23 protein-coding genes and 1 tRNA gene are annotated in these 21,011 nt (G+C 45.1%); 6 read left to right on the top strand and 18 right to left on the bottom strand.

Features of this window, described 5'->3' with window-relative positions:
- Positions 1-99 precede the first annotated feature (99 nt).
- Positions 100-282 carry a hypothetical protein gene (locus tag PLE7327_RS17595; RefSeq protein WP_015145148.1) on the bottom strand — a complete coding sequence of 61 codons (183 nt, stop codon included), beginning with the start codon at positions 280-282 and terminating at the stop codon, positions 100-102.
- A gap of 314 nt (positions 283-596) precedes the next feature.
- Here PLE7327_RS17595 and cbiD point away from each other — a divergent pair, with 314 nt between their 5' ends.
- From cbiD to PLE7327_RS17580, 3 genes are all read left to right on the top strand, one after another.
- Complete coding sequence (gene cbiD / locus PLE7327_RS17590; RefSeq protein ID WP_015145147.1) at positions 597-1,721, top strand: cobalt-precorrin-5B (C(1))-methyltransferase CbiD; 1,125 nt, start codon at positions 597-599, stop codon at positions 1,719-1,721.
- Positions 1,722-1,798: 77 nt separating this feature from the next.
- Positions 1,799-2,041: a hypothetical protein gene (locus tag PLE7327_RS17585; protein WP_041393513.1), complete on the top strand. Its 243-nt coding sequence runs from the start codon at positions 1,799-1,801 to the stop codon at positions 2,039-2,041.
- Complete coding sequence (locus tag PLE7327_RS17580) at positions 2,041-2,424, top strand: type II toxin-antitoxin system VapC family toxin (protein ID WP_015145145.1); 384 nt, start codon at positions 2,041-2,043, stop codon at positions 2,422-2,424. The genes PLE7327_RS17585 and PLE7327_RS17580 overlap by 1 nt, the downstream gene beginning before the upstream one ends.
- Before the next feature lie 107 nt (positions 2,425-2,531).
- Here PLE7327_RS17580 and PLE7327_RS25410 read toward each other — a convergent pair whose 3' ends face one another.
- From PLE7327_RS25410 to PLE7327_RS17545, 10 genes are all read right to left on the bottom strand, one after another.
- The gene (locus PLE7327_RS25410) at positions 2,532-3,425 is read right to left on the bottom strand and encodes an ATP-binding protein (protein ID WP_051036459.1); all 894 of its coding nucleotides are present in this window, start codon (positions 3,423-3,425) and stop codon (positions 2,532-2,534) included.
- Positions 3,422-3,613, bottom strand: a complete 192-nt coding sequence (locus tag PLE7327_RS22830) for a hypothetical protein (protein ID WP_051036458.1) — start codon at positions 3,611-3,613, stop codon at positions 3,422-3,424. Before PLE7327_RS22830 ends, PLE7327_RS25410 begins: the two co-directional genes overlap by 4 nt.
- A 13-nt stretch (positions 3,614-3,626) precedes the next feature.
- The gene (locus PLE7327_RS22825) at positions 3,627-3,992 is read right to left on the bottom strand and encodes a hypothetical protein (protein ID WP_051036457.1); all 366 of its coding nucleotides are present in this window, start codon (positions 3,990-3,992) and stop codon (positions 3,627-3,629) included.
- Positions 3,961-4,191 carry a hypothetical protein gene (locus PLE7327_RS22820; protein ID WP_051036456.1) on the bottom strand — a complete coding sequence of 77 codons (231 nt, stop codon included), beginning with the start codon at positions 4,189-4,191 and terminating at the stop codon, positions 3,961-3,963. The genes PLE7327_RS22825 and PLE7327_RS22820 overlap by 32 nt, the downstream gene beginning before the upstream one ends.
- Positions 4,192-4,598: 407 nt before the next feature.
- A complete protein-coding gene (locus PLE7327_RS17565) occupies positions 4,599-6,248 on the bottom strand; it encodes a CHAT domain-containing protein (protein ID WP_015145144.1) in 1,650 nt (549 codons plus the stop codon).
- A 123-nt stretch (positions 6,249-6,371) separates the two neighbouring features.
- Positions 6,372-8,660, bottom strand: coding sequence for a PP2C family serine/threonine-protein phosphatase (locus PLE7327_RS17560; protein ID WP_015145143.1), 2,289 nt, complete (start codon positions 8,658-8,660; stop codon positions 6,372-6,374).
- Positions 8,661-8,926: 266 nt separating this feature from the next.
- On the bottom strand, positions 8,927-9,847 hold the full coding sequence (locus tag PLE7327_RS17555) for a glycosyltransferase family 2 protein (protein ID WP_015145142.1): 921 nt from the start codon (positions 9,845-9,847) through the stop codon (positions 8,927-8,929).
- Between the two features lie 350 nt (positions 9,848-10,197).
- Positions 10,198-10,392, bottom strand: a complete 195-nt coding sequence (locus PLE7327_RS24480) for a hypothetical protein (RefSeq protein ID WP_144266133.1) — start codon at positions 10,390-10,392, stop codon at positions 10,198-10,200.
- A 97-nt stretch (positions 10,393-10,489) separates the two neighbouring features.
- Positions 10,490-11,689, bottom strand: a complete 1,200-nt coding sequence (locus PLE7327_RS17550) for a sulfite exporter TauE/SafE family protein (protein WP_041392292.1) — start codon at positions 11,687-11,689, stop codon at positions 10,490-10,492.
- A gap of 101 nt (positions 11,690-11,790) precedes the next feature.
- Positions 11,791-12,048 (bottom strand): DUF6737 family protein, encoded by a 258-nt coding sequence (locus tag PLE7327_RS17545; RefSeq protein WP_015145140.1) that lies wholly within the window; start codon positions 12,046-12,048, stop codon positions 11,791-11,793.
- A gap of 166 nt (positions 12,049-12,214) precedes the next feature.
- Between PLE7327_RS17545 and trpC the strand changes: the two genes are divergently transcribed.
- From trpC to PLE7327_RS17530, 3 genes are all read left to right on the top strand, one after another.
- Complete coding sequence (gene trpC / locus PLE7327_RS17540) at positions 12,215-13,099, top strand: indole-3-glycerol phosphate synthase TrpC (RefSeq protein WP_015145139.1); 885 nt, start codon at positions 12,215-12,217, stop codon at positions 13,097-13,099.
- 156 nt (positions 13,100-13,255) lie between these two features.
- Positions 13,256-13,537, top strand: a complete 282-nt coding sequence (locus PLE7327_RS17535) for a DUF5340 domain-containing protein (RefSeq protein ID WP_015145138.1) — start codon at positions 13,256-13,258, stop codon at positions 13,535-13,537.
- Between the two features lie 198 nt (positions 13,538-13,735).
- Complete coding sequence (locus PLE7327_RS17530) at positions 13,736-14,890, top strand: alanine--glyoxylate aminotransferase family protein (protein WP_015145137.1); 1,155 nt, start codon at positions 13,736-13,738, stop codon at positions 14,888-14,890.
- A 59-nt stretch (positions 14,891-14,949) separates the two neighbouring features.
- On the opposite strand, the gene PLE7327_RS17525 is transcribed toward PLE7327_RS17530, so the two are convergent.
- The 7 genes from PLE7327_RS17525 to PLE7327_RS17500 all read right to left on the bottom strand — a co-directional run bounded on the left by PLE7327_RS17525 (position 14,950) and on the right by PLE7327_RS17500 (position 21,003).
- The gene (locus tag PLE7327_RS17525) at positions 14,950-15,621 is read right to left on the bottom strand and encodes a hypothetical protein (RefSeq protein WP_186005333.1); all 672 of its coding nucleotides are present in this window, start codon (positions 15,619-15,621) and stop codon (positions 14,950-14,952) included.
- 306 nt (positions 15,622-15,927) lie between these two features.
- A tRNA-Leu gene (locus tag PLE7327_RS17520) sits at positions 15,928-16,012 on the bottom strand.
- A complete protein-coding gene (locus PLE7327_RS23625) occupies positions 15,991-16,866 on the bottom strand; it encodes a M48 family metallopeptidase (RefSeq protein WP_015145135.1) in 876 nt (291 codons plus the stop codon). The genes PLE7327_RS17520 and PLE7327_RS23625 overlap by 22 nt, the downstream gene beginning before the upstream one ends.
- A 23-nt stretch (positions 16,867-16,889) precedes the next feature.
- On the bottom strand, positions 16,890-17,312 hold the full coding sequence (locus PLE7327_RS17515; protein WP_015145134.1) for a M48 family metallopeptidase: 423 nt from the start codon (positions 17,310-17,312) through the stop codon (positions 16,890-16,892).
- 100 nt (positions 17,313-17,412) lie between these two features.
- Positions 17,413-17,769 carry an iron-sulfur cluster assembly accessory protein gene (locus PLE7327_RS17510; protein ID WP_015145133.1) on the bottom strand — a complete coding sequence of 119 codons (357 nt, stop codon included), beginning with the start codon at positions 17,767-17,769 and terminating at the stop codon, positions 17,413-17,415.
- 272 nt (positions 17,770-18,041) lie between these two features.
- A complete protein-coding gene (locus tag PLE7327_RS17505; protein ID WP_015145132.1) occupies positions 18,042-18,341 on the bottom strand; it encodes an RNA-binding protein in 300 nt (99 codons plus the stop codon).
- Between the two features lie 238 nt (positions 18,342-18,579).
- On the bottom strand, positions 18,580-21,003 hold the full coding sequence (locus PLE7327_RS17500; protein WP_015145131.1) for a DHH family phosphoesterase: 2,424 nt from the start codon (positions 21,001-21,003) through the stop codon (positions 18,580-18,582).
- Positions 21,004-21,011: the final 8 nt, after the last annotated feature.

Raw genomic sequence — 21,011 nt, 5'->3', positions numbered from 1 at the left:
GCCGACGGCTGTTAACATAAATAAACCCTACTTTAAAGATTGTTTTTAATCGCGATCGGGTTTTAATCTTAAAGCACGTTTTCATTGTTTTTTATCGCCTTATTGTTTTTCAATTCTTTTAATCAAGCTTTCCGCCATCTCAATTGCCATTAACATTAAGGCTTGCTCTTGTTGTCCATTGCTTCCCTCATCACTAACCCTGGCATAAATGTGTGGATTAGCTAACATTCCTGCTAGTAACTGAGCGGCAATCTGCTTGATTTCATTGGTTTGTGCTTCCATGGAATCTCCTATAGACAATGACAAAATCAATAGAAGTTGTTCTGTGAGGCTTTTTATAGTCTACTCAACTTAAATAATTTATTGTAAATTGTATTTTTAAGCGGCTAAATTTAGCCTGTCCGATTGTTAAAGCTATCCGCTCGAATCTCCTAGGAAACTCGGAGCGAATCTGACAAAATTCTATTGCTTTTAAGGCTTGTTCTATAGTTGGAGAAATAGATATATACAATACCTCAATTGTGACACAGCTATTTTACCTTGGGGATGATTCTGTGTTATTGGAAAGATAAGTTATCTACAAATTCAATTTCACAATGTCTACCCCTCGTTCTGGATATACTTTACCCGTGTTTGCTTGTGCATCTGCGATCGCGGCGTTGCGCTATTTGCATCGAGACGAGATTGGAGATACAGTTTCGCTGGATTTAATCGAACCCGCCCAAATTGTTGAAATTTCCATCGAACAAGTCGCTCGTATTGGCGAAAATACTGCTCTGGCAATTACTCGCAGCGATCCAGGGGATAATTTAGATTTAACTCGCAATACTCCAGTTTGGGCATTGGTAGAAATAGAGGTGCAGCGATCGCGTCCAGAACAGATTATCATTCAAGGCGGCGAAGGAGTTGGCAAACAAATCGATAACAAAGGGAAAGCGGCAATTTATAGTTACGCCCAACGGCTGTTACGAGAGAATCTGCAAAGACTCCTCAAACCAGAAGAGAAAATTCTCGTAACGATTGTTTTACCGGAGGGACGCAGGCTAGCAGAACGAACCTCCAATGAGGCTTTCGGCGTAGTTGAAGGGCTGTCTTTACTGGGAACGACAGGAATTTCTCAACCGTTGAGCGCACCGAGTCAGTTGGAAGCCTTTCAGGAAGAATTAACAATTAAAGCAAAACAATGCGATCGTTTGGTTTTTTGTGTAGGAGAAAATGGACTAGATTTAGCCCAGCAAATGGGAATTAACCCAGAACAATTAATTAAAACCGCTAATTGGTTGGGATCTATGTTAGTTGCCGCAGCTATGCAACAAGTTCGATCGATTTTGCTATTTGGCTACCACGGCAAACTGATTAAATTAGCAGGCGGAATTTTCCACACGCATCACCACTTGGCAGACGGACGCTTGGAAATTTTGACGGCTCATTGCGCTCAAATTGGATTGCCCACACCAATTTTGCAACAAATATTTACAAGTTCTACCGCAGAAGCCGCTTTGAAACTGCTGCGGGAGTTAGACGAACGAGAGGGAAGCAATTGGGTTGAGCAAGTGTACGGCGCGATCGCGCAAACTATCGATCGCCGTTCTCAAGACTATATTCGCAAGCAAGCCGAAAAAGAAGTGCAAGTCGGTTCGATTTTATTTGACCGAAAGCGATCGATTCTCGTCGGTTCTCCGATGGGAAAAATTTTACTAGATCGCCTTCGCGCAAGATGAATTATCCCAAGATCGACTCGGCTGTACCTTACTTTCCAAGTCTACAATTGAAACTATCCGCCCAGACAATTTTGATGATGCTGAAAATCTCTGTCGATGAAATCCAGCGCAATCCCTTAAAGTATCTGCATCGAGTTGAGGCAGGTGAGAGCTTTATCATCGTACAAGCTGACAAACCCATTGCTGAGCTGAAACCAATTACATCAACCCCTCTTCCCAAAAAGTTGCGACCATTCGGCTTGTGTGCCGGAGAGTTTACAGTACCCAATGATTTTGATACTCCTTTACCGGAAGATATTCTGAGTGCGTTTGAGAGTTAATGAAAATCTTGCTGGACACTCACATTTTCTTGTGGTTCATCAGTGGCGACAATAGGTTATCAATAGATGTGCGAGATGCTATTCGCGATCTAGACAACGAGGTATATCTGAGTGTTGTCTCGGTGTGGGAGTCCATCGTCAAGTATCACTTGGGCAAGCTACCTCTACCAGAGTCTGCCGAAACATATCTGCCAAAACAGCGCGATCTCCATCAAATTACCAGCCTCAATTTAGATGAAGGTAGCGTTGCTCAACTTGCCAAGCTACCACCACTACATCGCGACCCATTCGATCGGATGCTTATTTGTCAAGCCTTGCATCATGGCTTGATAATTGCGACTGTAGATGCAGCAATTCTTGCCTACTCAGTCAGCGTCATCTAGATAGATCTAGATATAAAGAAGAAATGCTTGTGCTGTCTGCTTAAAAAGCAGATCGACCAAAGTTATTTCTAGACAACTGCGGCATCAAAAGTCCACTCCAGTTGCTTTTACTGCTGTAAAAGCGATAGTAATTTTTCTTCGTCAATGGGTTTTGGTAGAAATGCGTTGCAGCCTGCCTCCAGACTCCGTGGCTCCATCATGTCATAAATACTGGCTGAAATAGCTACGATCGGCATTGTCTGAAACTGAGGCATCTGGCGCAACTCTCTCACCATCGTCAAGCCAGTTTTAATGTCCATTAATATGTCAGTCAAAATCAAATCGATTTGATTTTGGCAGGCAAGTTCCAATCCCTGCTTGCCATTTTCTGCCACGATCGCCTCAAACCCCAAAGGTTCTAAAATGTTGGCGAGGAGCACGCGATTTTCGATGCGATCGTCCACAACGAGAAGCTTACGTTGCCTGCCTTTGTAACCCGTCGCGGCTGAAAGCGATGTCGATCGCGCCTCGGTCTTGGAATTCTCTATTATCGGAGTGACTCCGTTTGACTCGCCATCGAGATTTTTTGCATCTGCTCCATTTGGCTCGAACTGAGGAACTGCTGCCACTGGGGAAACTGAGAGCGGTTGCACTTCTGAAACCCGAACGACAGGCACGGTTAGATCGAACCAAAAAGTTGAGCCTTTACCGAGTTCGCTGGTTAGATGCAGTTGAGTGCCCATTAATTCTATGAGTTGTTGAGTAATCGATAACCCCAAACCAGTTCCTTCGGTGCGCCGTTTGACATTACCGACTTGCTCGAAGGGTTGGAAAATTTTCTCGATGTCCTGGGGAGCAATCCCGACTCCTGTATCGCTGACCTCGAAACGTAGGGTTGTCTGGAATAAAGTTTCAGGTTCGGGAAGTTTGATAGTTCCAATTGTACTGACTTTAAGCGTTACCCGACCGCGATCGGTAAATTTGACCGCATTCCCCAAAAGGTTGAGCAGAATTTGTCTCAATCGTTTTTCATCGGCTCGTATGCCAGTGTCTGTTTAATTGTGGCATCTTTACTGTCAATAGCGGCGAGTCTCTGGGCTTCGCCGTTTTTCATGGTGTAAAATTTTTCGTCACTTGAAGCCGCTACTAAAAGTCCATTGCGTTCTACGATCCAAATTTTTGCCGATGGACTTATTTTTAACTGGCGCAAGTAATCGCCTATACTAAGAAACTACCAAGTCGATGTCGATGACCCCCAACAGCGATTCATCTTGTTTGTAGATGGGATAACTAGCAGAGATAGACATGACAGAAGGATCGCCATCCCAGTTGTAAATTTCACTCCAGATCGATCCTTTTTGTTTGACTGCATCGGTGTACCAGCTATCTTTGCGAAAATCAAACTCATCGACGATAATTCGCTTGGTGGGATTGCCCTTGTTATCGATCGCATAGCCATAGTACTTTCCCAGATAAGCTTGTTCGATAAAATCCATGCGCAAGCTACCGTCAGGAACGCGATAGATCCCGATCGAGTCTCCTTGAGGATTGCCAAAGTTAATATAGCCAAAGTCTTTGAAAGTACGCATTTGCGTCCAGAAGTAGCGCCCAAAGGCGAAGATCTTTGGGGTCGATCGCACCTAATTCAATCGCACGTACATTTATTGTGTCGATCTGATGAGGAATTGCTAAGTATTGGTCGAGGTGCTGGTCAACGCGATCGCTCGCTTGAGATTCTAATTCGGTTGCTAGCTCGCTAATGGCTTTCTGTCCGTTGTAAAAAGACAACTATCCTGTCAGTCCAACTGCCACGAAGATTTGCAAGACAAAAGGAACGATCGGAAGAAGCCGTAAGGGAATTTGTGTTTGGGAGCTCGAATTATTCTTATTGACACTAACTTGCTTAGCTTCAATCATATATTTATTTCTTTTATTCTTATTTCCAGCGCTACTATAAATGACTTGAATTCTACCAGAGCGATCGCTTTATCGCTTTTAAGAAATATAATAAGGAGTTTTTATTTTTCTTTTGTTAAGAATTAAACAGATTGAATTGTAATTTTTAAATAAGTTCTGGTGAAGCTAGAAAGAGCTTTTAGATAAGTATTTTATGTAATTAAAAATTTTATTTGCTTAACGTTGAATAACGCAAGTTTTATTAGAAAAGACTTTATAAGCGGTCAGCGTCTGATAGTTCATGAATCTTCAATCACGAATTCAAGAATTTGACCGTAAGGACTGCCAAACTTCAACTGTACGCCTGACTCTAGAGAGATTTCTTGATGGTGAACTTTGTGCCATTCGCCAGCACAGTAAACGAGCGTTCCGAAACGAGAAAAATCTCTGAGGAAATAGGTGTATTGTCTGTTAGCGGTGGAGGACGTATCTCGACAGATGATCTCGGCGTGTCGGCGACCAACCCATCTTTCCTGAAGTACCAAGTCGTTTTCTGGATGACGACCCACTCTCATCAATCCGCCATAAATTCGCCAAATCTTATCGCTGCGTTCTAGGGAATGAAGATAGGCAGCGGGAAAATCGTCGCGATCTACACTCGGTATCGTGGTTGGGAGTTGGGTAATTCCCTCCTCGATGGGTTGAAGCAGTTCGCCATCAAATTGGGGATGCATGTAAAGAATCGGCAGCGTCCAAGCAGGTTGATTGAATTTGTAGAGGGAGAGCAACTGTTGTCTGGCAACTCGGACTGCTTGGTCGATCGGCAGGCGTTGCGCTAGGGCTTTAGTAAATGCTTGAATAAAACTCAATGCCTCGCGATCGGCAATGGAATCTCGCATCCCCAAAATGGCAGGAACTCCATGGTGAATTAAAACTTCTGCCAAACTACTGCGCTCGATTGTCTGTTGTCCCATGCAATCGGGTTGCGCGCCCCAACAGGCGTTAAACACCGATAGAATAACGCGATTGCGAACTAGGACTTGCGCCAGTTCCGTCCCGTTCATAATGGCATTCGGTCCCAAAAACAACAAACCGCCATCGGGCGCGGGCATGCCATGACCTGCATAGAAGAGAACGTTGTACATTCCCGTATCTAAAGCGTCGATCAGTTGTGCTGGCGTAGGTTGTACGAGAGTGCGAACGCTAGCAGACACCCGGAACGCCGAAGAGTTAATCGCGCTAGCAACGCACGCTCCTTCTTCGATCGCTTGTACGAGAGCAGCAGCTTCGGTTTCAAGTTGTAAGGTTTTAGAAGAACTGCGAATCGAGTCCGACTGCGTTTCTCGCGGATCTGGCGGGTTTTGGTCTTGTCCGAGCACTAACAAAATATTGAGGGAGTCGCCTGATTGTTGAGGAGCTAGGGGATCTACATTACTGGTCGTTCGACTGAAGAGGATCTGAGGATCGAGAGAAATAGACTGTTTGCCCACCTCCGGTTGCATAATCTCCCACGGTAGCGGAATTAAATTGGGGTCGCGAATTTCTAATCGCACCCGCAGAAGTTTATTTTGTCCCATCGCCATTCCCCGACTTTGCGCTAAGCTCTGACGGATGGGATCGTCAAACACCCACTGCCAGAGACTGATCCCCAACTCCTGCATCAGCCGTCCGCCATAGTTTTCTTTCGGACTAGAGAGCGGCAAGTTAAATGGCGGTAGAGAAGTAGAAGGGTCTCGGTGAGCGACGGGAATGTGAAATTCGCTTTGTAAGGAAAACATTTCCTGCCATGCCAGCCATTTTTGCGTTAAAGTTGGCGACCAAATAGAGTCGTGATGAACGTAACCTCCCGGTAAGGGAGATTGAATTACCCAAGTAGCAAAATTTTCAGGTCCTGCTGAGGTCAAACGAGCGATCGCCAGACTGAGGCAGGGAATTTCCCTGACAGACATTCTTTCTTTTTTACTGATTGCGCTATGAAAGTATTGTTACACAGTCTCCTATGAATTCTGAATGCAGAATTCTAAATTCTCAATTGAGTAACTGGCTTGCCAATCGGTCATAACTATGATAAGTCAACGGGGTAGCTGTTCGGGTTGCGATGGTGGTGGAGAGGGCATCTCGGTAGGATCGGAAGAATCGGTAGCAAGACAGTTGTCAGCCGCAGGCGATATGGCTCGAAACCCCAATTCCTTTAAGGTTTCCAATTTGATCCACCCCTCTTTTCCTAACGGAGAAGAGGTCTCACCTCCAATGCTATGGGAAGTGGCTTTTTCATCGACCTGACAGACTTGCAACTTCAGCCAAGTAGAATTGGGTTCGGTTTGCACGACTTTAAGCATGCTATCTTTTGGCACATCACCCACTCTTTTTTCAGCGGCAGGGCTGTCGAGAAGCGTAATGGTTCTAAAGATTTCGATCGCGTCTCCTGCTGCTAGCGGCAGTTGGGAAGAAACCGTTGGTTCGGGAACAATTGGAGTCACTTGCGGATCGGAAGTCACGATAGGAACTCGCGTATCCTCCGTGCCGCTGTTTGCCAGTTGCCATAACCAATAGCCCCCACCCAAGGCGAGCAAACCAAGAGAAGCCATTGCCAAGACTAGAAGCCATGGCGAGCGCTGGGGCGGAGTTTCTGGAGATGAGAATGCCTCAAATCGCGCAGTCAACACCGTGTCTTCAGCCTCCTCGTCTGTCTCAAGGTCTTCTGATTCGGGTAACGGCGGTTCGTCGATAGATTTAGCCTCAAACTCCGGATAGACTAAAGGGGTTGACTCGGCACCCGCTTTCGGTTGCACCTGACAGTGAACTAAGGCAATCGTTACGTTATCGTGCCCGTTTCTTTGGTTGGCAAGGGCTAACAACCGTTTTCCCGCCTCCATCACATCTCGTTTGCCCTCTAAAATGGGAGCGATTTCTTTCTCCCAATACTGCTCGACGCGATCGAAATCGCTCAGCCCATCAGAACAAAGCAGGAAAACGCAGTCCTCATCTAAAATGAGGCGCTGAACCGTTGGGTGAAGCGAGGCAGATGAACTCATGCCCAAAGCTTGTACCAATGCGCCAGCGTTTGGATATTGCACGGCTTCTCGATAGAGCAGGTAGCCCAGTCGAACTTCTCTCGATGCCAAATCGTCGTCAACGGTAACTTGATGGCAGCTTGTCGGCGTAATCCAGTAGATGCGAGAATCCCCAACGTGAGCGATATAGATTTCGTGAGCGCGAGCCAGACTCATAACTAGCGTCGTTCCCATGCGCTGTCGTTCCTGACGATTTTCGCTGTCGTTGCGATCGCTAATCAAATCGTTGGTGTCGCAGATGGCGCGTTCTATTGCCTGCATGTAAATTTTGGGATCGGACTCGGTTGCGTCGCCGAGGGAGCGATCGATGTCCTCAACCAAGGTATCGATCGCCAGTTGCGAGGCGATTTCTCCGCCTTCTTGTCCGCCGATCCCATCGCAGACGATCGCTAGCGCCCTGTTGCGATCGCCAATCGTAACGGTTTTGCCACTGGGCGGATAGCAGGCATCTTCGTTATGATCGCGAGTCGGCCCGGCATCGGTGCAGGTATAAATCTGATAAGTTCGCTCTTGCAGGCGAGCGGCTTGCTCTATGGCTTTTTCTAGGAGAGCGACGAGCTGTTCGGCTCGCTCGATTTTCCCTTGCTCTAGATGCTCGCATAGTTTTTGTAAAAACTCGGTCAGGTTCGGCGATGCTTGCTCGCTCCATGAGAACCAAAGCTGTCCCAACTGATGCAAACTTGGCTGCTTTTCCTGGTCAAACTGCAATTCGAGGAGCTGAATCAGGGGTCCATTGACCCTCAGTAGCGATGGAGCGAGCAAACTAGCAGCTACGCCCCTATTCTGTAGCGGTTCCCACAGGCGAGCCATTTGCCACAACCAGTTGAGTTGTCTTAATCCAGTTGCCTTCTGCCAAACTTCGGTTAATTTGGGAAAGAGTTCATCGTATTTCAATTTGCCCGATTCGTCGGTCGGAACGCTGTTGTATTCTAAGAGCCAAATCTCTAGCTCCAACTGTTCGTCCGGACTGGGAAGGTAGCCGTAAACCAGAGGAACGTGCAGTCGATAGGGCAAAAGCTTCAAATAAGGAAGCATGTTATCGGGAACTTCTTCTGGCGTTATGGGCGGTATGGCGGGTTGGGTGTCGAGAAGGATGCGCGGTCTGATAAAAAGATAGCGATCGCCAATTAACTCTCCCTCTCTAAAGTCTCTCTCCCACTGTCCTACAGTCCATAGATAGCGCCTCACAATAGGTGTTCGGCATTTGTGGCAGTCTCGATCGGTTAGGAGATTGGGTGCCTGACAACTGGGATTTGAACATTGAATGGTTGCCACAGAATTTTCCATGAAAACTATTCGCTCCCTTGGGCGATCGACAATTGGATGCTGCGTGCATGCCTCTGTAGAGGCTGCCTAAAACTCAACTGCATTTAAAGACGGTTTTGTCTGGTAGGTTATTCCCAAATTTTAGCAATCCATGCAGAAATACTTCTTTGAAAATCTTTGACGCAGGCTTTTAGGCTGAAGATAGCTAAAACGAAAAAGGAAAAATATCTGCTTTCTCGGTCAAATATTCCTCTTTAATTTTGAATGGAATGCGTTCCGTCTAGCTGCTATCGGCGCTGACTAGAGGAGCGATCGCCCGAAACCAATTCCGAGAGCTTGGAAAAACTGGAAATCTCGAAAGAGGTAACGGAATTCTCTAAGCTCAAGCCATCGTGCGATGCTTGCTGCATTTCCCTTACCTTGAGGAGAATTAAGTATTCGTAAAACGCCTGTAAGGTACACCAAGCAAATCCCGCTCGTCCGTCTAAAATACCGCCCAGCATAAAGTACATGTAAAACCAACGCAAAAGCGGTCTAAACGGAAGGCGTAGGGATAAATCTTTGAGAGCGCGCCGTCTTTCTACTTCCGATTTGCCCAATAATAAGCTGTACCAATCGATCTTTCCGTTTTTCAACTGACGCAGGGTTTCTTTAGCTTCGTCGGTGGAGTAGCGATTGTGTTTTTCAATCCAGCGGCTCAATCCTTTACTACAAGTGTAATGAGGATAAGTCTCCTTCAAAAAACCCGTCGGTCCGTCGCACACTTCTCTTTCGGTATGACCGTAGTCGCCAAACCAGACTTTTCCTTTCTCGAACAAACGCATTTGATAGCGCGGATATTGGGTACTGCGGCGAATCCACGTTCCCATAAACATTACCCGCTCTGCCACGTAGTAGCCGATAAATTCCTGACTCTGACTTGCTTTGAGACATTCTCGAAAGAGTTCGGGAGTCATCCGCTCGTCTGCTTCTAGGATATACACCCATTCGTACTTGGTGGGAATGGCTTCTAGCATCCAAGTGCGCTGCTTTCCATGGCTTTCAAACTCGTGCTGAACGACGCGGACGGGATAGCGAGAGGCAATTTCAATTGTGCGATCCGTACTGAAGGAATCGACGACTATAACATCGTCGGACAGCAGCGCAGACTCGATGCAAGCGGCTATATCTATTTCTTCGTTATGGGTCAGGATATATATAGATATCATCTATGATTGCTTTTTTTAGATCGATGGCTAGGCTTATATCTACTTCGTAAACGAAAAAGCTGATGCCAAGCATCAGTGCTTTTGCTGAGCTTTTTTATTCATCTAAGCCTTAGTAAGTTAAATTTGGCATCGTTCGCGTTCAAAGTCTTATGGATCTTTGAGAAGGATTATTCGTGCCATCATCGTAAATATACTGAGGTCGTTGGCTCGATATTATCCCGCTTCTGGCTAATTTTTAATCGCGATCGCGAAGGGTTATTGATGGCAAAATAACAGCTTGAAAGCATTAGTTTCTGTCAATAATTTTTCATAAAAAAATTGGCATTTACATTAATTTGGTTAGAAATTTTTTAAAAACCAATCTCATCGACTGAGTTGCGCCTCATTATAACCTCTTCGGCAGGATTCCCACAATAACCTTGGGCGGTTATCTTTAGCGATCGCTTATTTTCTATAGGTTGCGGCATTATAATGCCTTGAAAGACAATAGCACGGCAGTTGCACTCGATTGCCAAAAAGCGCATTCCTTCGTAGGGTTTTGGCAAGGCTCAACCCCTTACAGAAATGTTTAAGTGCATAATTCCAACAGTCCAAAAGTAGTAATTAGACCGTAAAGTTTTTGTAAAGATTTAGACAGGAAGCCTAACGTTTATTAGGACGGATGTAAAACTTATCTAGCGAAAAAAGTAACCAAAATAAACGCCATCTTAACAACAAAACTCCCCCCGCGATCGCGACAAGCCCAATGGAACGCCAGCGATCGCCCCAATCCCAATGCAACTCGCCCAAATAATGAGAACCGATCAGCAAAGTATGAACGATTGCCAGCCCCAAAGCCGGAAGGCACAAAAGATGAATCTGTCGCCAGCGCTTGCCTAACACTTTTTGCCAGTAGTCGAAACTGGTACAAACAGCAGGAGTCATCAACAACAGCGCGATCGCGCCCGTCACTATTCCGACTCGGTGTATCGGCAGCAAATAGGAGATAGTCCCCAAGTTCCAGTTGAAAGAATGGTCGAGCATGCGCCCCGTATGCGCGATCGCCAGCACGTAAGCTCCCACCCCAATCGCTCTTCGGTACTGCAACGGAGCTGCCCAGAAGCCGCTGAGGGGACGAGCTATCAAGGCTAGCATCAGCAACAAAAGAGCGGCGTGACCTGTCAAATCCACCATTTCGTCTGTTCGCAAGAGGGTTAAAATCCCGATCGCGAGCGTTATCCACCCTCCCAAGCGAAACAACTGGCTGCGCTTGCTAGCGCTCAGCCGCGAGGTCAATGCGCCTATTGCTACCATCATCGGCATCGTCCCCAATCCGAAGGCTAGCATCGTGGCTGCACCTAGCCAAAGCTCTTGTCTTTCTACGGCTTTGATTTGAGCCGCGTAGAGAAAACCGCAGGGAATCAACCCCCAAAGTAGCCCTAGCAAAGCCGGAGTCCACCAGCGCTCCGATACAGACAGTCGCAGCATGGCAGTATTTAAGCGCCGATGCAAGGCTTGCAGGGGATGTAAAATCGGCAGCGGCGGCAAAAAATCGGGCTTGATTTGTCCGAGGGCAAACCAAATCAAGATCGTTCCCGTTACAATTGTCACTCCCTGACGCAGTTCGCTGCCAATTCCTAACAATTGACCGCGATCGATTAAAATTTCGCTAACCCCACCTAACGCTGCGCCTACCAATCCATAACTGATAACTCGTCCTAAATTGATTAGTAGGTGAAATCCCAGATACGATCGCCAATTCGGGGTTTCTGAATGCTGCTGCGATAGGGAAAATGCCACGGTTAAAGGACCGCACATTCCCGCACAATGACCGAAACTCCCTAAAAACCCCAGGGTGGCCATCAGTAGCAGATCGATCGCTGTCGTATCCAAGAGGAGCAATGACTTTTTTCTACTAATCTCATGCTACTTTGACTAACACTTTTTTAGAAGCGATCGCGATTTTAAGATCCAAAGCGATTCGTTTCAGGCTCAGCAGTTGAAGAATTGCTCGTGAATACCTTTTCCACCAGTCTCGGATAGAGAATGAGAAAATAGCTCCACCACAGGAGAACGGAAATGGATAACCCCCCGGTAATCCAAAGGTTTTTGGCTAACAGCCAGCTGCCGCCAACAGTCGAAATTCCAGTTAGTAAAATCGACCAGGGCTGACACCACCAAGGCTTATAGTTCCAGACATTCAAAGATTTTGGCTCTGACAAAATGAGGAATTCCTAACGCTTGTTCTTATGTAATATCCATTTTTTGTATAGCGTATTTTGCGATCGCAGCTCAGAGAATCGGGTTGACAAAAGCTAAAATAGGGCGTAAATCCGCAAAACTTTAGGGAGTTGCTTCCGTCCAAACAAACGCGCTTTACTCAAAACGATGCAAATTAGAAGAAGACCCCCAAATCCCGCTGTTGAAGTCGAAAGCCTTCGCTATACCATTAAAGTGCCTGATGGAGACCCCCGGCATATTTTAGAGGAGATTGTTTGGCATAAAGAAAAAGAAGTCGATCGCCTGCGCGAACGATTGCCTCTACTGGAGTTGCGCAAGCAGGTCCAAGATTTACCGCCTCCTTATGACTTCCTTGCCGCACTCAAGCAGGGAAAAACCCAACCCGCTTTGATTGCAGAAGTCAAAAAAGCCTCTCCCAGCAAAGGAGTCATCCGCGAAGACTTCGATCCGGTGGAAATTGCACTTGCCTATCAACAAGGGGGAGCTAGTTGTTTGTCGGTATTGACGGATGAAAAGTTTTTTCAGGGAAGTTTTGACAATCTAGCCCTAGTCCGTCAAGCAGTCGATTTGCCCTTACTGTGCAAAGAATTTATTATCTATCCCTACCAAATTTATCTCGCTCGCAGCAAGGGAGCGGATGCCGTCTTGCTCATTGCTGCCATTTTAAGCGACAAGGACTTGCAATACTTTGTCAAAATTATCAACGCTTTGGGCATGGTAGCTTTGGTCGAAGTCCATACTTTGACAGAGTTAGATCGGGTATTGGCGATCGAAGGCGTTCGCTTAGTCGGAATTAACAATCGCAATTTAGAAAATTTTTCTGTCGATTTGCAAACGACTTGCCAATTGTTGGAAGCAAGGCGAGAACAACTGCAACGGCGAGATATTTTAGTGGTGAGCGAATCTGGATTACATGCGCCTGCCGATCTCAATTTAGTCAAAAATGCGGGTGCCGATGCCGTTTTAATTGGAGAGTCACTCGTCAAACAACCCGATCCCAAAGACGCGATCGCGGCATTGTTTACTATTTAAAATAAAGTTAACCAAGGGCTAGCTAATGCTTTTCCCCTAGCTAACTTCAATAAGTAAGCGAAAGTTAAGATTTATAGTTGCCCGAAGATCGGTCAGCTCAATTACAAGTCTATTATTTGTAATTCTTGCTGGCTTTTTTAACCCGATGCAGGTTTTATGGAACCACTTCCCCTTCCTTCTCACATACACTACGAATTGCTGCTGCAATTATTGGAACGCCAAACCTTATTTGCAGCCAATCAAAACCCGGTGCTAAGAGACCAAGTTCAGCAACTGATTGCGACTCTGCGTAAAGCCTTCGCGCAACAAAAACAATTAGAAGCCACCTGTCAACAAACCTATGTATCGTTCGAGCATCGTTGGTCGCTCAATAGCGGTCGTCCAGAGAAAGCGCCGGATTTCCTAGCTACTCAAACAAAACCGAACGAGGAATCTTAAATTAACAATTAACAATTTGGCAGTCAAACTATTCTTGTTTCTATAGTAGAGATTGACGCCAACGAATATCTGTATCTCATTCGTGCGATTGCACGGAGAAAAAAAATGGGATAAGATGAAGGGCTTGCTACTTAACTTAAAAGCTGGGGAAATACGGTTCGTTACCGATCTAGAGAGCCAACAGAGAGGAATAATCGAATGGAAGACAAAAATATGCTAATGATTCCGGGACCTACGCCAGTCCCCGAAAAAGTTTTGCTGGCGATGGCAAAGCATCCCATTGGTCATCGAAGCGGCGACTTTAGCAAAGTTATAGCAGAATTGACAGAAAATCTCAAATGGCTGCACCAGACTCAGAATGATGTCCTGATGCTGACCGTTAGCGGAACTGGGGCAATGGAAGCCGGGATTATTAATTTCTTGAGTCCTGGCGATCGCGTTTTGGTAGGGAATAACGGAAAATTCGGCGATCGCTGGGCGAAGATAAGCAGAGCTTTTGGCTTGCAGGTAGAAGAAATTACCGCCGAATGGGGTAAAGCTCTCGACCCAGAAGCCTTTCGCGAAAAATTAGCAGCCGATACCCAAAAGCAGATCGAGGCAGTTATCATCACTCACTCAGAAACCTCCACCGGGGTTCTCAACGATTTAGAAACCATCAATCAATACGTCAAAAACCACGGCAAATGTTTGATTATCGTCGATGCCGTTACCAGTTTGGGCGCGACGAACGTTCCTATCGACGAGTGGGGTTTGGATGTCGTTGCTTCGGGATCGCAAAAGGGATATATGATTCCGCCAGGTTTGGGTTTTGTTTCAGTCAGCCAGAAAGCCTGGAAAGCTTACGAAACAGCCAAACTTCCTAAGTTTTACCTAGACCTGAAGAAATATAAGAAAGCAACCGATGAAAACAGCTCTCCTTTTACGCCGCCCGTGAATCTCATGTATGGGCTGCAAGCTTCTTTGCAGATGATGAAAGCAGAAGGGTTAGAGAACATTTTCGCCCGCCATCGGCGCTTAACGCAAGCCACTCGTGCGGCGATTAAGGCGCTGGGATTGCCTCTGTTTGCCTCCGACGAAGCGGCTAGTAATGCCATCACGGCAGTTGCGCCAATTGGCGTAGAAGCCGAAAAAATTCGCTCGGTAATGAAAAAGCGATACGATATTGCCCTAGCAGGCGGACAAGACCATCTCAAAGGGAAAATCTTCCGCATCGGTCACTTGGGATTTGTGAGCGATCGCGATATTTTAGCCGCTATTGCCTCACTAGAAGCGACTTTGGTTGAATTAGGCTATGAAAGCTTTTCGCCCGGTGCTGGCGTTGCGGCGGCGGCTAGTGCGTTTGCTAATGCTTGAGGTGCGAACTCCCCATGCCCCGACTTTTAGCATCGGCTAAGTCGGGGGAATTCGCGCCTTTAGCTTTCCCAAATCCGATGAATGCGAGAACGATGAACTTGAGCATAACTATCGCATGCCCTGACGAGATTGGGAAAGCGTCGTATTAATCTAGAAATGTTGGAGTCGGCGATCGCTTTAGCTTTTTCAAAAATTTCATCGGATTTCGCTTCCAAATCGCCCAAACGCTCGTCTTCAAACTGAATCACCGTTGAAGCATCCCACCCTAGAGCATCCGTAACGGCATAGTCGAGAGCATCAAATAACAACGAGGCGCAATCGCTACTTAAACCGTCATCTTCAGCGAGTTCCTCAAGATGTTCCAAAATGAGATCGCGAGCTTCGTCATCATTTTGAGCGAGGATCGCATGGCTACTGATTTCGCGCAATACTAAACCGATCTGGGTATAGGCATTGGAATCTTCGTACTGGCTCAAAATTCGATCGTGAGGGCGTTTTACCGGACGCGATCGCTTTTTGGCTTGTTTGTCTTTTTTGTATTGCTGGGTTATTTCTCTTAATTCTTGAAGTAAATGCGTTTCGCAAGAAACATAAGGTAACAAATCGGTCAGAATTGCGATCGCTGTCTTCTTGGAAACAAACCCATCGTATTCTTTATTGATATTGATTACTTTAGCGCTCCAATGGCTGCCTACGCGATAAAGGATGACATCGTTATTGTTGATACTCAATCTAGTTTGCCCGCGCATACCCGAAGTTTCTCAAGTCTTTTCATTCAAGTTTTTCAGAATGAAGGAGAAAAATCTCCAGTAAAACTACAGAATTACGCAAGCGGAATTTTGTGCCAGTATCCGCAAAATTACGGTTGGTATAAATACTTATTTATCACCTCAAGCCCGACGTTGCCTTATTTGTTAAGTCCTTCGTCATTTGTCCTTTGTTTTTTTACGAATGACCAATGACACAATAAAGCTAAGGGCACGAGGTCTGGGTTTTCGCGCGCCAGCCCGAACTTGAATAAATTTTTGAAAATACGATGGGCGGAGAGAGACTCGAACTCTCATGCCTTTAGAGGGCGGCAGATTTTGAGTCTGCTGCGTCTACCAATTTCGCCATCCGCCCTTGGGATCGGCTTTTCGATTATACTCTATTTGGCGACGTTGCAACAAGCGTTGATAATCTTGAGAGCTTGCCCAGCGATCGATTTCTCTAGCTCGCAGGACGGGAACGGGATGGGTTAGTTGAGCGGTTTGAGCTGTTTTGAGCATCTGACCCAATTCGGTTTCGCTAATAGCGTCGTATGCCCTAGCTTGTTCGATAAAAGCATCTAAGTTTAATTGAGGCGCAAGGGTAGGAGAACCGCCAGTCAGCTTCATCAGCACTGACATGACTACCTTTGGGTCTTGAATGGCTAGGAGTGCAGCCCGATCGCAGCTAAATTCCGCACATCTGACCCATTGTAGCATTTGTTCTCTTAAAGACTGAGCGATAACCGTTCCCCAGCTTGGCAGCAAACCTGCTGCTAACACCACAATATTGACTAGGGTCAGGTAAACCCCATGTTCGCATTTGAGATGACCCAACTCGTGTGCCATCACTGCCTGAATTTCTTCTGGGGTCAGCATTTCGATTAGTGAGGTATGCAAGACCATAAAAGGCTGTTTCCCTCGCATAGCAAAGGTGTAGGCGTTGGGAATGGGGTTTTGCTGAACGTATAGCTGAGGCGGTTCTAGGTCGAGAATTTGACAGGCTTCTAGCAGTAGCTTATGCAGGTGGGGTAGCTGATTTTCCCCAACGAGAATGCTAGAGGCGATATTGTTGAGATAGAAAAATTGTTCCGCTACCGGACCGAGTAGACTGCGAACTAGCATATCTAGTCCCGGTAATTGTTTGAGTGCAGTTGTGGCTTGTAGGTCTAGGGGATGGCGAAAGTCGTCAGCCCTAAGACCGATTAGTTGCGTTTTAGAGAATCCCATACCTGCTCGATCGATACTTTAGTTTATGAGGTTAGCAACCAGCTTTTGACTCGCTCTAGGCTTTTCCAGTCAGGTTTTCTGGTTAACCCATCTTCAATATTTTCTTCTATATCTTGACGGATTTGCGCGTCGAGTGACACCATTTGTTGGACTGCTTCAATGTGTTGTCGAACGCCTGCCGTTCCCGTCTCCAACATGGCTACGGCCAGGTTGATGCGGGCTTGTGGCGCTCTACTATCGAGTTTAACGCTTTTCTGAGCAGCTTTTAATGCTAGCTTAGGTTTATCGGTTAAGAGATATAACCAAGCTAGACTCGACCACACTGCTGCATTTTTGGAAGCGCGATCGCATATATCCTGAAAAACAGGAATTAAATCTTCTGGTTTTTCGCCAGCTTTGTAGCGTTCTATGCCTTTTTCTAGAAGGGAAGTAGCCGAGTCAGTCATCCGATGTCAGTCTTTTTCGCTTGTATTGAAGTAATCGAGACAAATAAGTTTTGTCCCGATTACTAAGAATAAGCGATTGGGGTAACAAAAGCCAATGAGGCTATACGCCAAAGGATTTACCGCAACCACAGGTTTGAGAAGCGTTTGGGTTGGTGAATTGGAATCCACCGCCAATCATGGCATCGCTGTAATCGAGCATTAGACCGTAGAGATAAAGAAGACTCTTGCGATCGCACACGATCTTAAAACCATCATAATCAAATACTTCATCGTGTTCGGTAATCTTACTAACGTCTTCAAAATCCATCATGTAAGACATGCCAGAACACCCGCCCTGACGAACGCCAACTCGCAAACAGAGGTCTTTTCCTTGTTGTTGCCGCAGTTTAAGAACGTGATTGAGTGCTGCTTGTGACAGTTGAATTCCTTTTGATTGGGTCTGAGTTGTTTGTGTCATCTGTCTGAGTGACTCCTAATAGCGATCGGCTACTAAAGTTTTTTATTTTCTATAATAACGAGTTTAGATTGATATCTTTAATTGGAATGATTTCTTATCGAAATTACTTCAAGTTTAACAGTTTGACTAAAAAAAACTCGGAGCAACAACTGTCCGAGTTCAATTGAGAAGTTTAAAAAAATACTGCTACGATAAAAAACGTACTAATCAAACTGCCAGCTTTTAGTGAATATATTATCAAACTCTGGGTTTTTAGTACGCCAAGAAAAGTCTTAGTAGCGGCGAGAATACTTCTGGTTGCCTCTGTCGCTAAAAGACGACCGTTTATCTTCGCGAGGTCTGGCTTTGCTAACTTTTAAGCTACGCCCAATCCACTTAGCCCCATCCAAGGCTTGAATAGCCGCAGTTTCTTCAGCTTCCGTGTCCATTTCCACAAAAGCGAAACCGCGAACGCGACCTGTTTCTCGATCCATCGGTAGTCTTACGCTTTTGACAGTTCCGTAATCTGCAAAAACTTGTTTTAAGTCGTCTTCACTAACTTCGTAAGGTAAATTACCAATAAAGATGGACATGCTCTCTCTCCGAACGGAAAATTTCAAGAATTAGATTCGGAGAGACGTTACCTAATAGAGGGAGAACGAACTGCATTGCCGAATATAACTCTTACGCCCAAAGTTTAACACAGGTAAGCGGGTCGTGACGCAGTTAATTGATTGATTTTTCTCTAACTTGATAATTAGCTAGACTTTTTAGATTAGTAGATTAGCGATCGCCAATGTAGTTTAATAGAAATATTGCCAACTTTTAGCCTTAATAACAAATCAGATTTTCTTGTAGAGTTGAGAGTGAAATTTTATAAAAATATTGACGTTGAAATTGCTCTTCTTTGACGGTTTCTATGAATCGGGTAATTGTTATTTCTATTTCTTGAGAAATCTCGGAGTAACAATAATGTATTTGTACCAAACTATCGTGCTTTTGACACTTAAAGCCTAGCTGATAAAGTGCTTCTAGACCTAGGGCGAGGGTGCGATCGCTCAATTCTAATTTATCTTGTAATTGTTTTAGAGTAATGGTTTTACCCGTGCGATTTAGATATTTAGCAATACCGATTAACTGTTGCCAAATTTGATGGGGATCGATTGTCTGTGGCGCTTGATAAGCTAGAGCGAGTTTTTCTTTTTGTGCGATCGCAATTCGATATTCTTTCTGAATTTCATTCCAACTCGTAGGACAATCTTTGATCGGTTTAAATGGTGAATTAGAAATTCTAAGCTCGCAAGAATTCTTGCTATTTCTGAGATCGAACAAAGAGTCTTCAGCGCAATTGCTTTTAAATTCTGTCAAAGAGATACTCTGTCTGATATTAATTAATCGCACTTCATAGTGTTTTTTATAGGGATTAAAGTCAAGTTCGACAATTGCATCGCAACGTTGCTCTAAAGGAATTTCATCTTTATAGTGTCCCCACCACATTCCAGGAAAACCATTTGAGCTTGAATCATCCCAAATTTTAAAAGTTGTTTTTATGTAGGGGATTTTTTTCCCTCTAAAATCTTGAGTATTTTGATGCCAAACGTTCTCAAACCAACAGTTTTTAATTAATAATTTGGGGGCCGGATTTCCCATACCATAAGGTTCAATTAATTTCAGTTCTCGGAATAGAGATTTCCCTAACTCGGAAACTGTTACGATTAAATCGGCTTGGATAATGGGTTGCTTTAAAGCTAAGTCTGTGTATTTTTGACGTAACTGGCAATCAATCGCTTCTCGAAATAAAGGAATATTTTCTGCAAGCAAACTCAATCCTGCTGCAAAAGGATGACCTCCAAATCGATGTAATAAATGAGCTTGCGATTCCACTAGCTCGTACAAATTAATATTGTTAGCAGAACGCGCAGAACCCCTAGCAATTTTGGATTTTGGCGAAGCCGCCGCACGCTCCTCGAACCTCTTCAAGGAGAACGGCGGATTTTGGATTAATTCTCCCTTGTCCCCCTGTCTCTCCGTCTCCCTCTCTTCATTCTCGGCAACACTTAATAAAATTGTCGGTCGATTGTATTCCTGAGCGATTTGTCCTGCAACTAATCCCAATACGCCACTTTGCCATTGAGAATCTTCTAAAACTATTACGCTTGTAGTCGATAAATCAATGCGGGATAGTTGCTTTTTGACTTGTTCGGTAACATCTTTTTGCAATGCTTTGCGACGGGCATTGGCTAATTCTGCTGCTTCTGCCAATTGTTTGCAACGTTTGGCATCTCGACTGGTAAGTAATTCAACGCAGAAACTCGCCTCGCCATGAATGCGACTGACAGCATTAATTCTCGGTCCTAACCCAAAGGAAATATCCGTCGGGCGATCGCCATTTTTTTGACAGAATTCTAATAAAAAAGCAACACCGGGACGAGTTGGCTTTTGATTTTTGCCTGAGGACGATCGTTCTTGTAATTTTTGAATACCTCTTTGAGCTAAATAGCGACAATCTCCACTCAGTTGTACTAAATCGGCAATCAAACCAATTGCAACTAAATCTAATAATTCTTCTACAGGTTGTTGAGGAATATCGGGTAAAGTTTGATAAAGCGCTTCTACTAATTTATAGGCAACGGCTACGCCAGAGAGATGAAATAAGGGATGAGTTTTAGCAAAATAGCGGGGATTGATAATAGAAATAACTGGAGGTCTTTCTTCAGGAAGCGTATGATGGTCGGTAATAATAATATCTATTCCTAGTTGGTTAGCGTAAACGATTTCGTTTAAATTGGTGCTTCCCGTGTCGCAAGTAACGATGAGTTTCGTTCCCGATGCTGCTAGTTTATCGATTCCCGGACAATTTAAACCATGAGATTCAGTGAGGCGATTGGGGATGTAATAACTGAGTTGTTGGTGTTGGGTAAAAAACTCTCCCAATCCCTCCCAAAGAACGCTAGTGGCTGTTATTCCATCCGCATCAAAGTCTCCCCAAATTGTTACTTTTTCTCCTTTTTCGCGAGCGTTTAAAAGACGTTGAATTGCTCGCTTCATTTCTTGTCCAAAGGCAAAAGGACTGGTGGGTCGATAGGCATTTGGATCGAGAAATTCGATTAATTGTTGATGCTCTCGGATTCCCCGCTGCCATAGAATTTGCGCTGCATGCTTTCCGTTTGAACCAGGCGTATAAAATCGAATGGCTTCAATAAACCAGGAGGGAATTTTTTGTAGGGGTGAAATTTGCCATTGCGGTTGAAGCATCGTCAATC

The sequence above is a fragment of the Pleurocapsa sp. PCC 7327 genome (assembly GCF_000317025.1).
Taxonomy (GTDB): Bacteria; Cyanobacteriota; Cyanobacteriia; order Cyanobacteriales; family Microcystaceae; genus Hydrococcus.
Note: the sequence above shows the minus strand (reverse complement) of the source record. Positions and strands in the feature narration are given on the sequence as shown.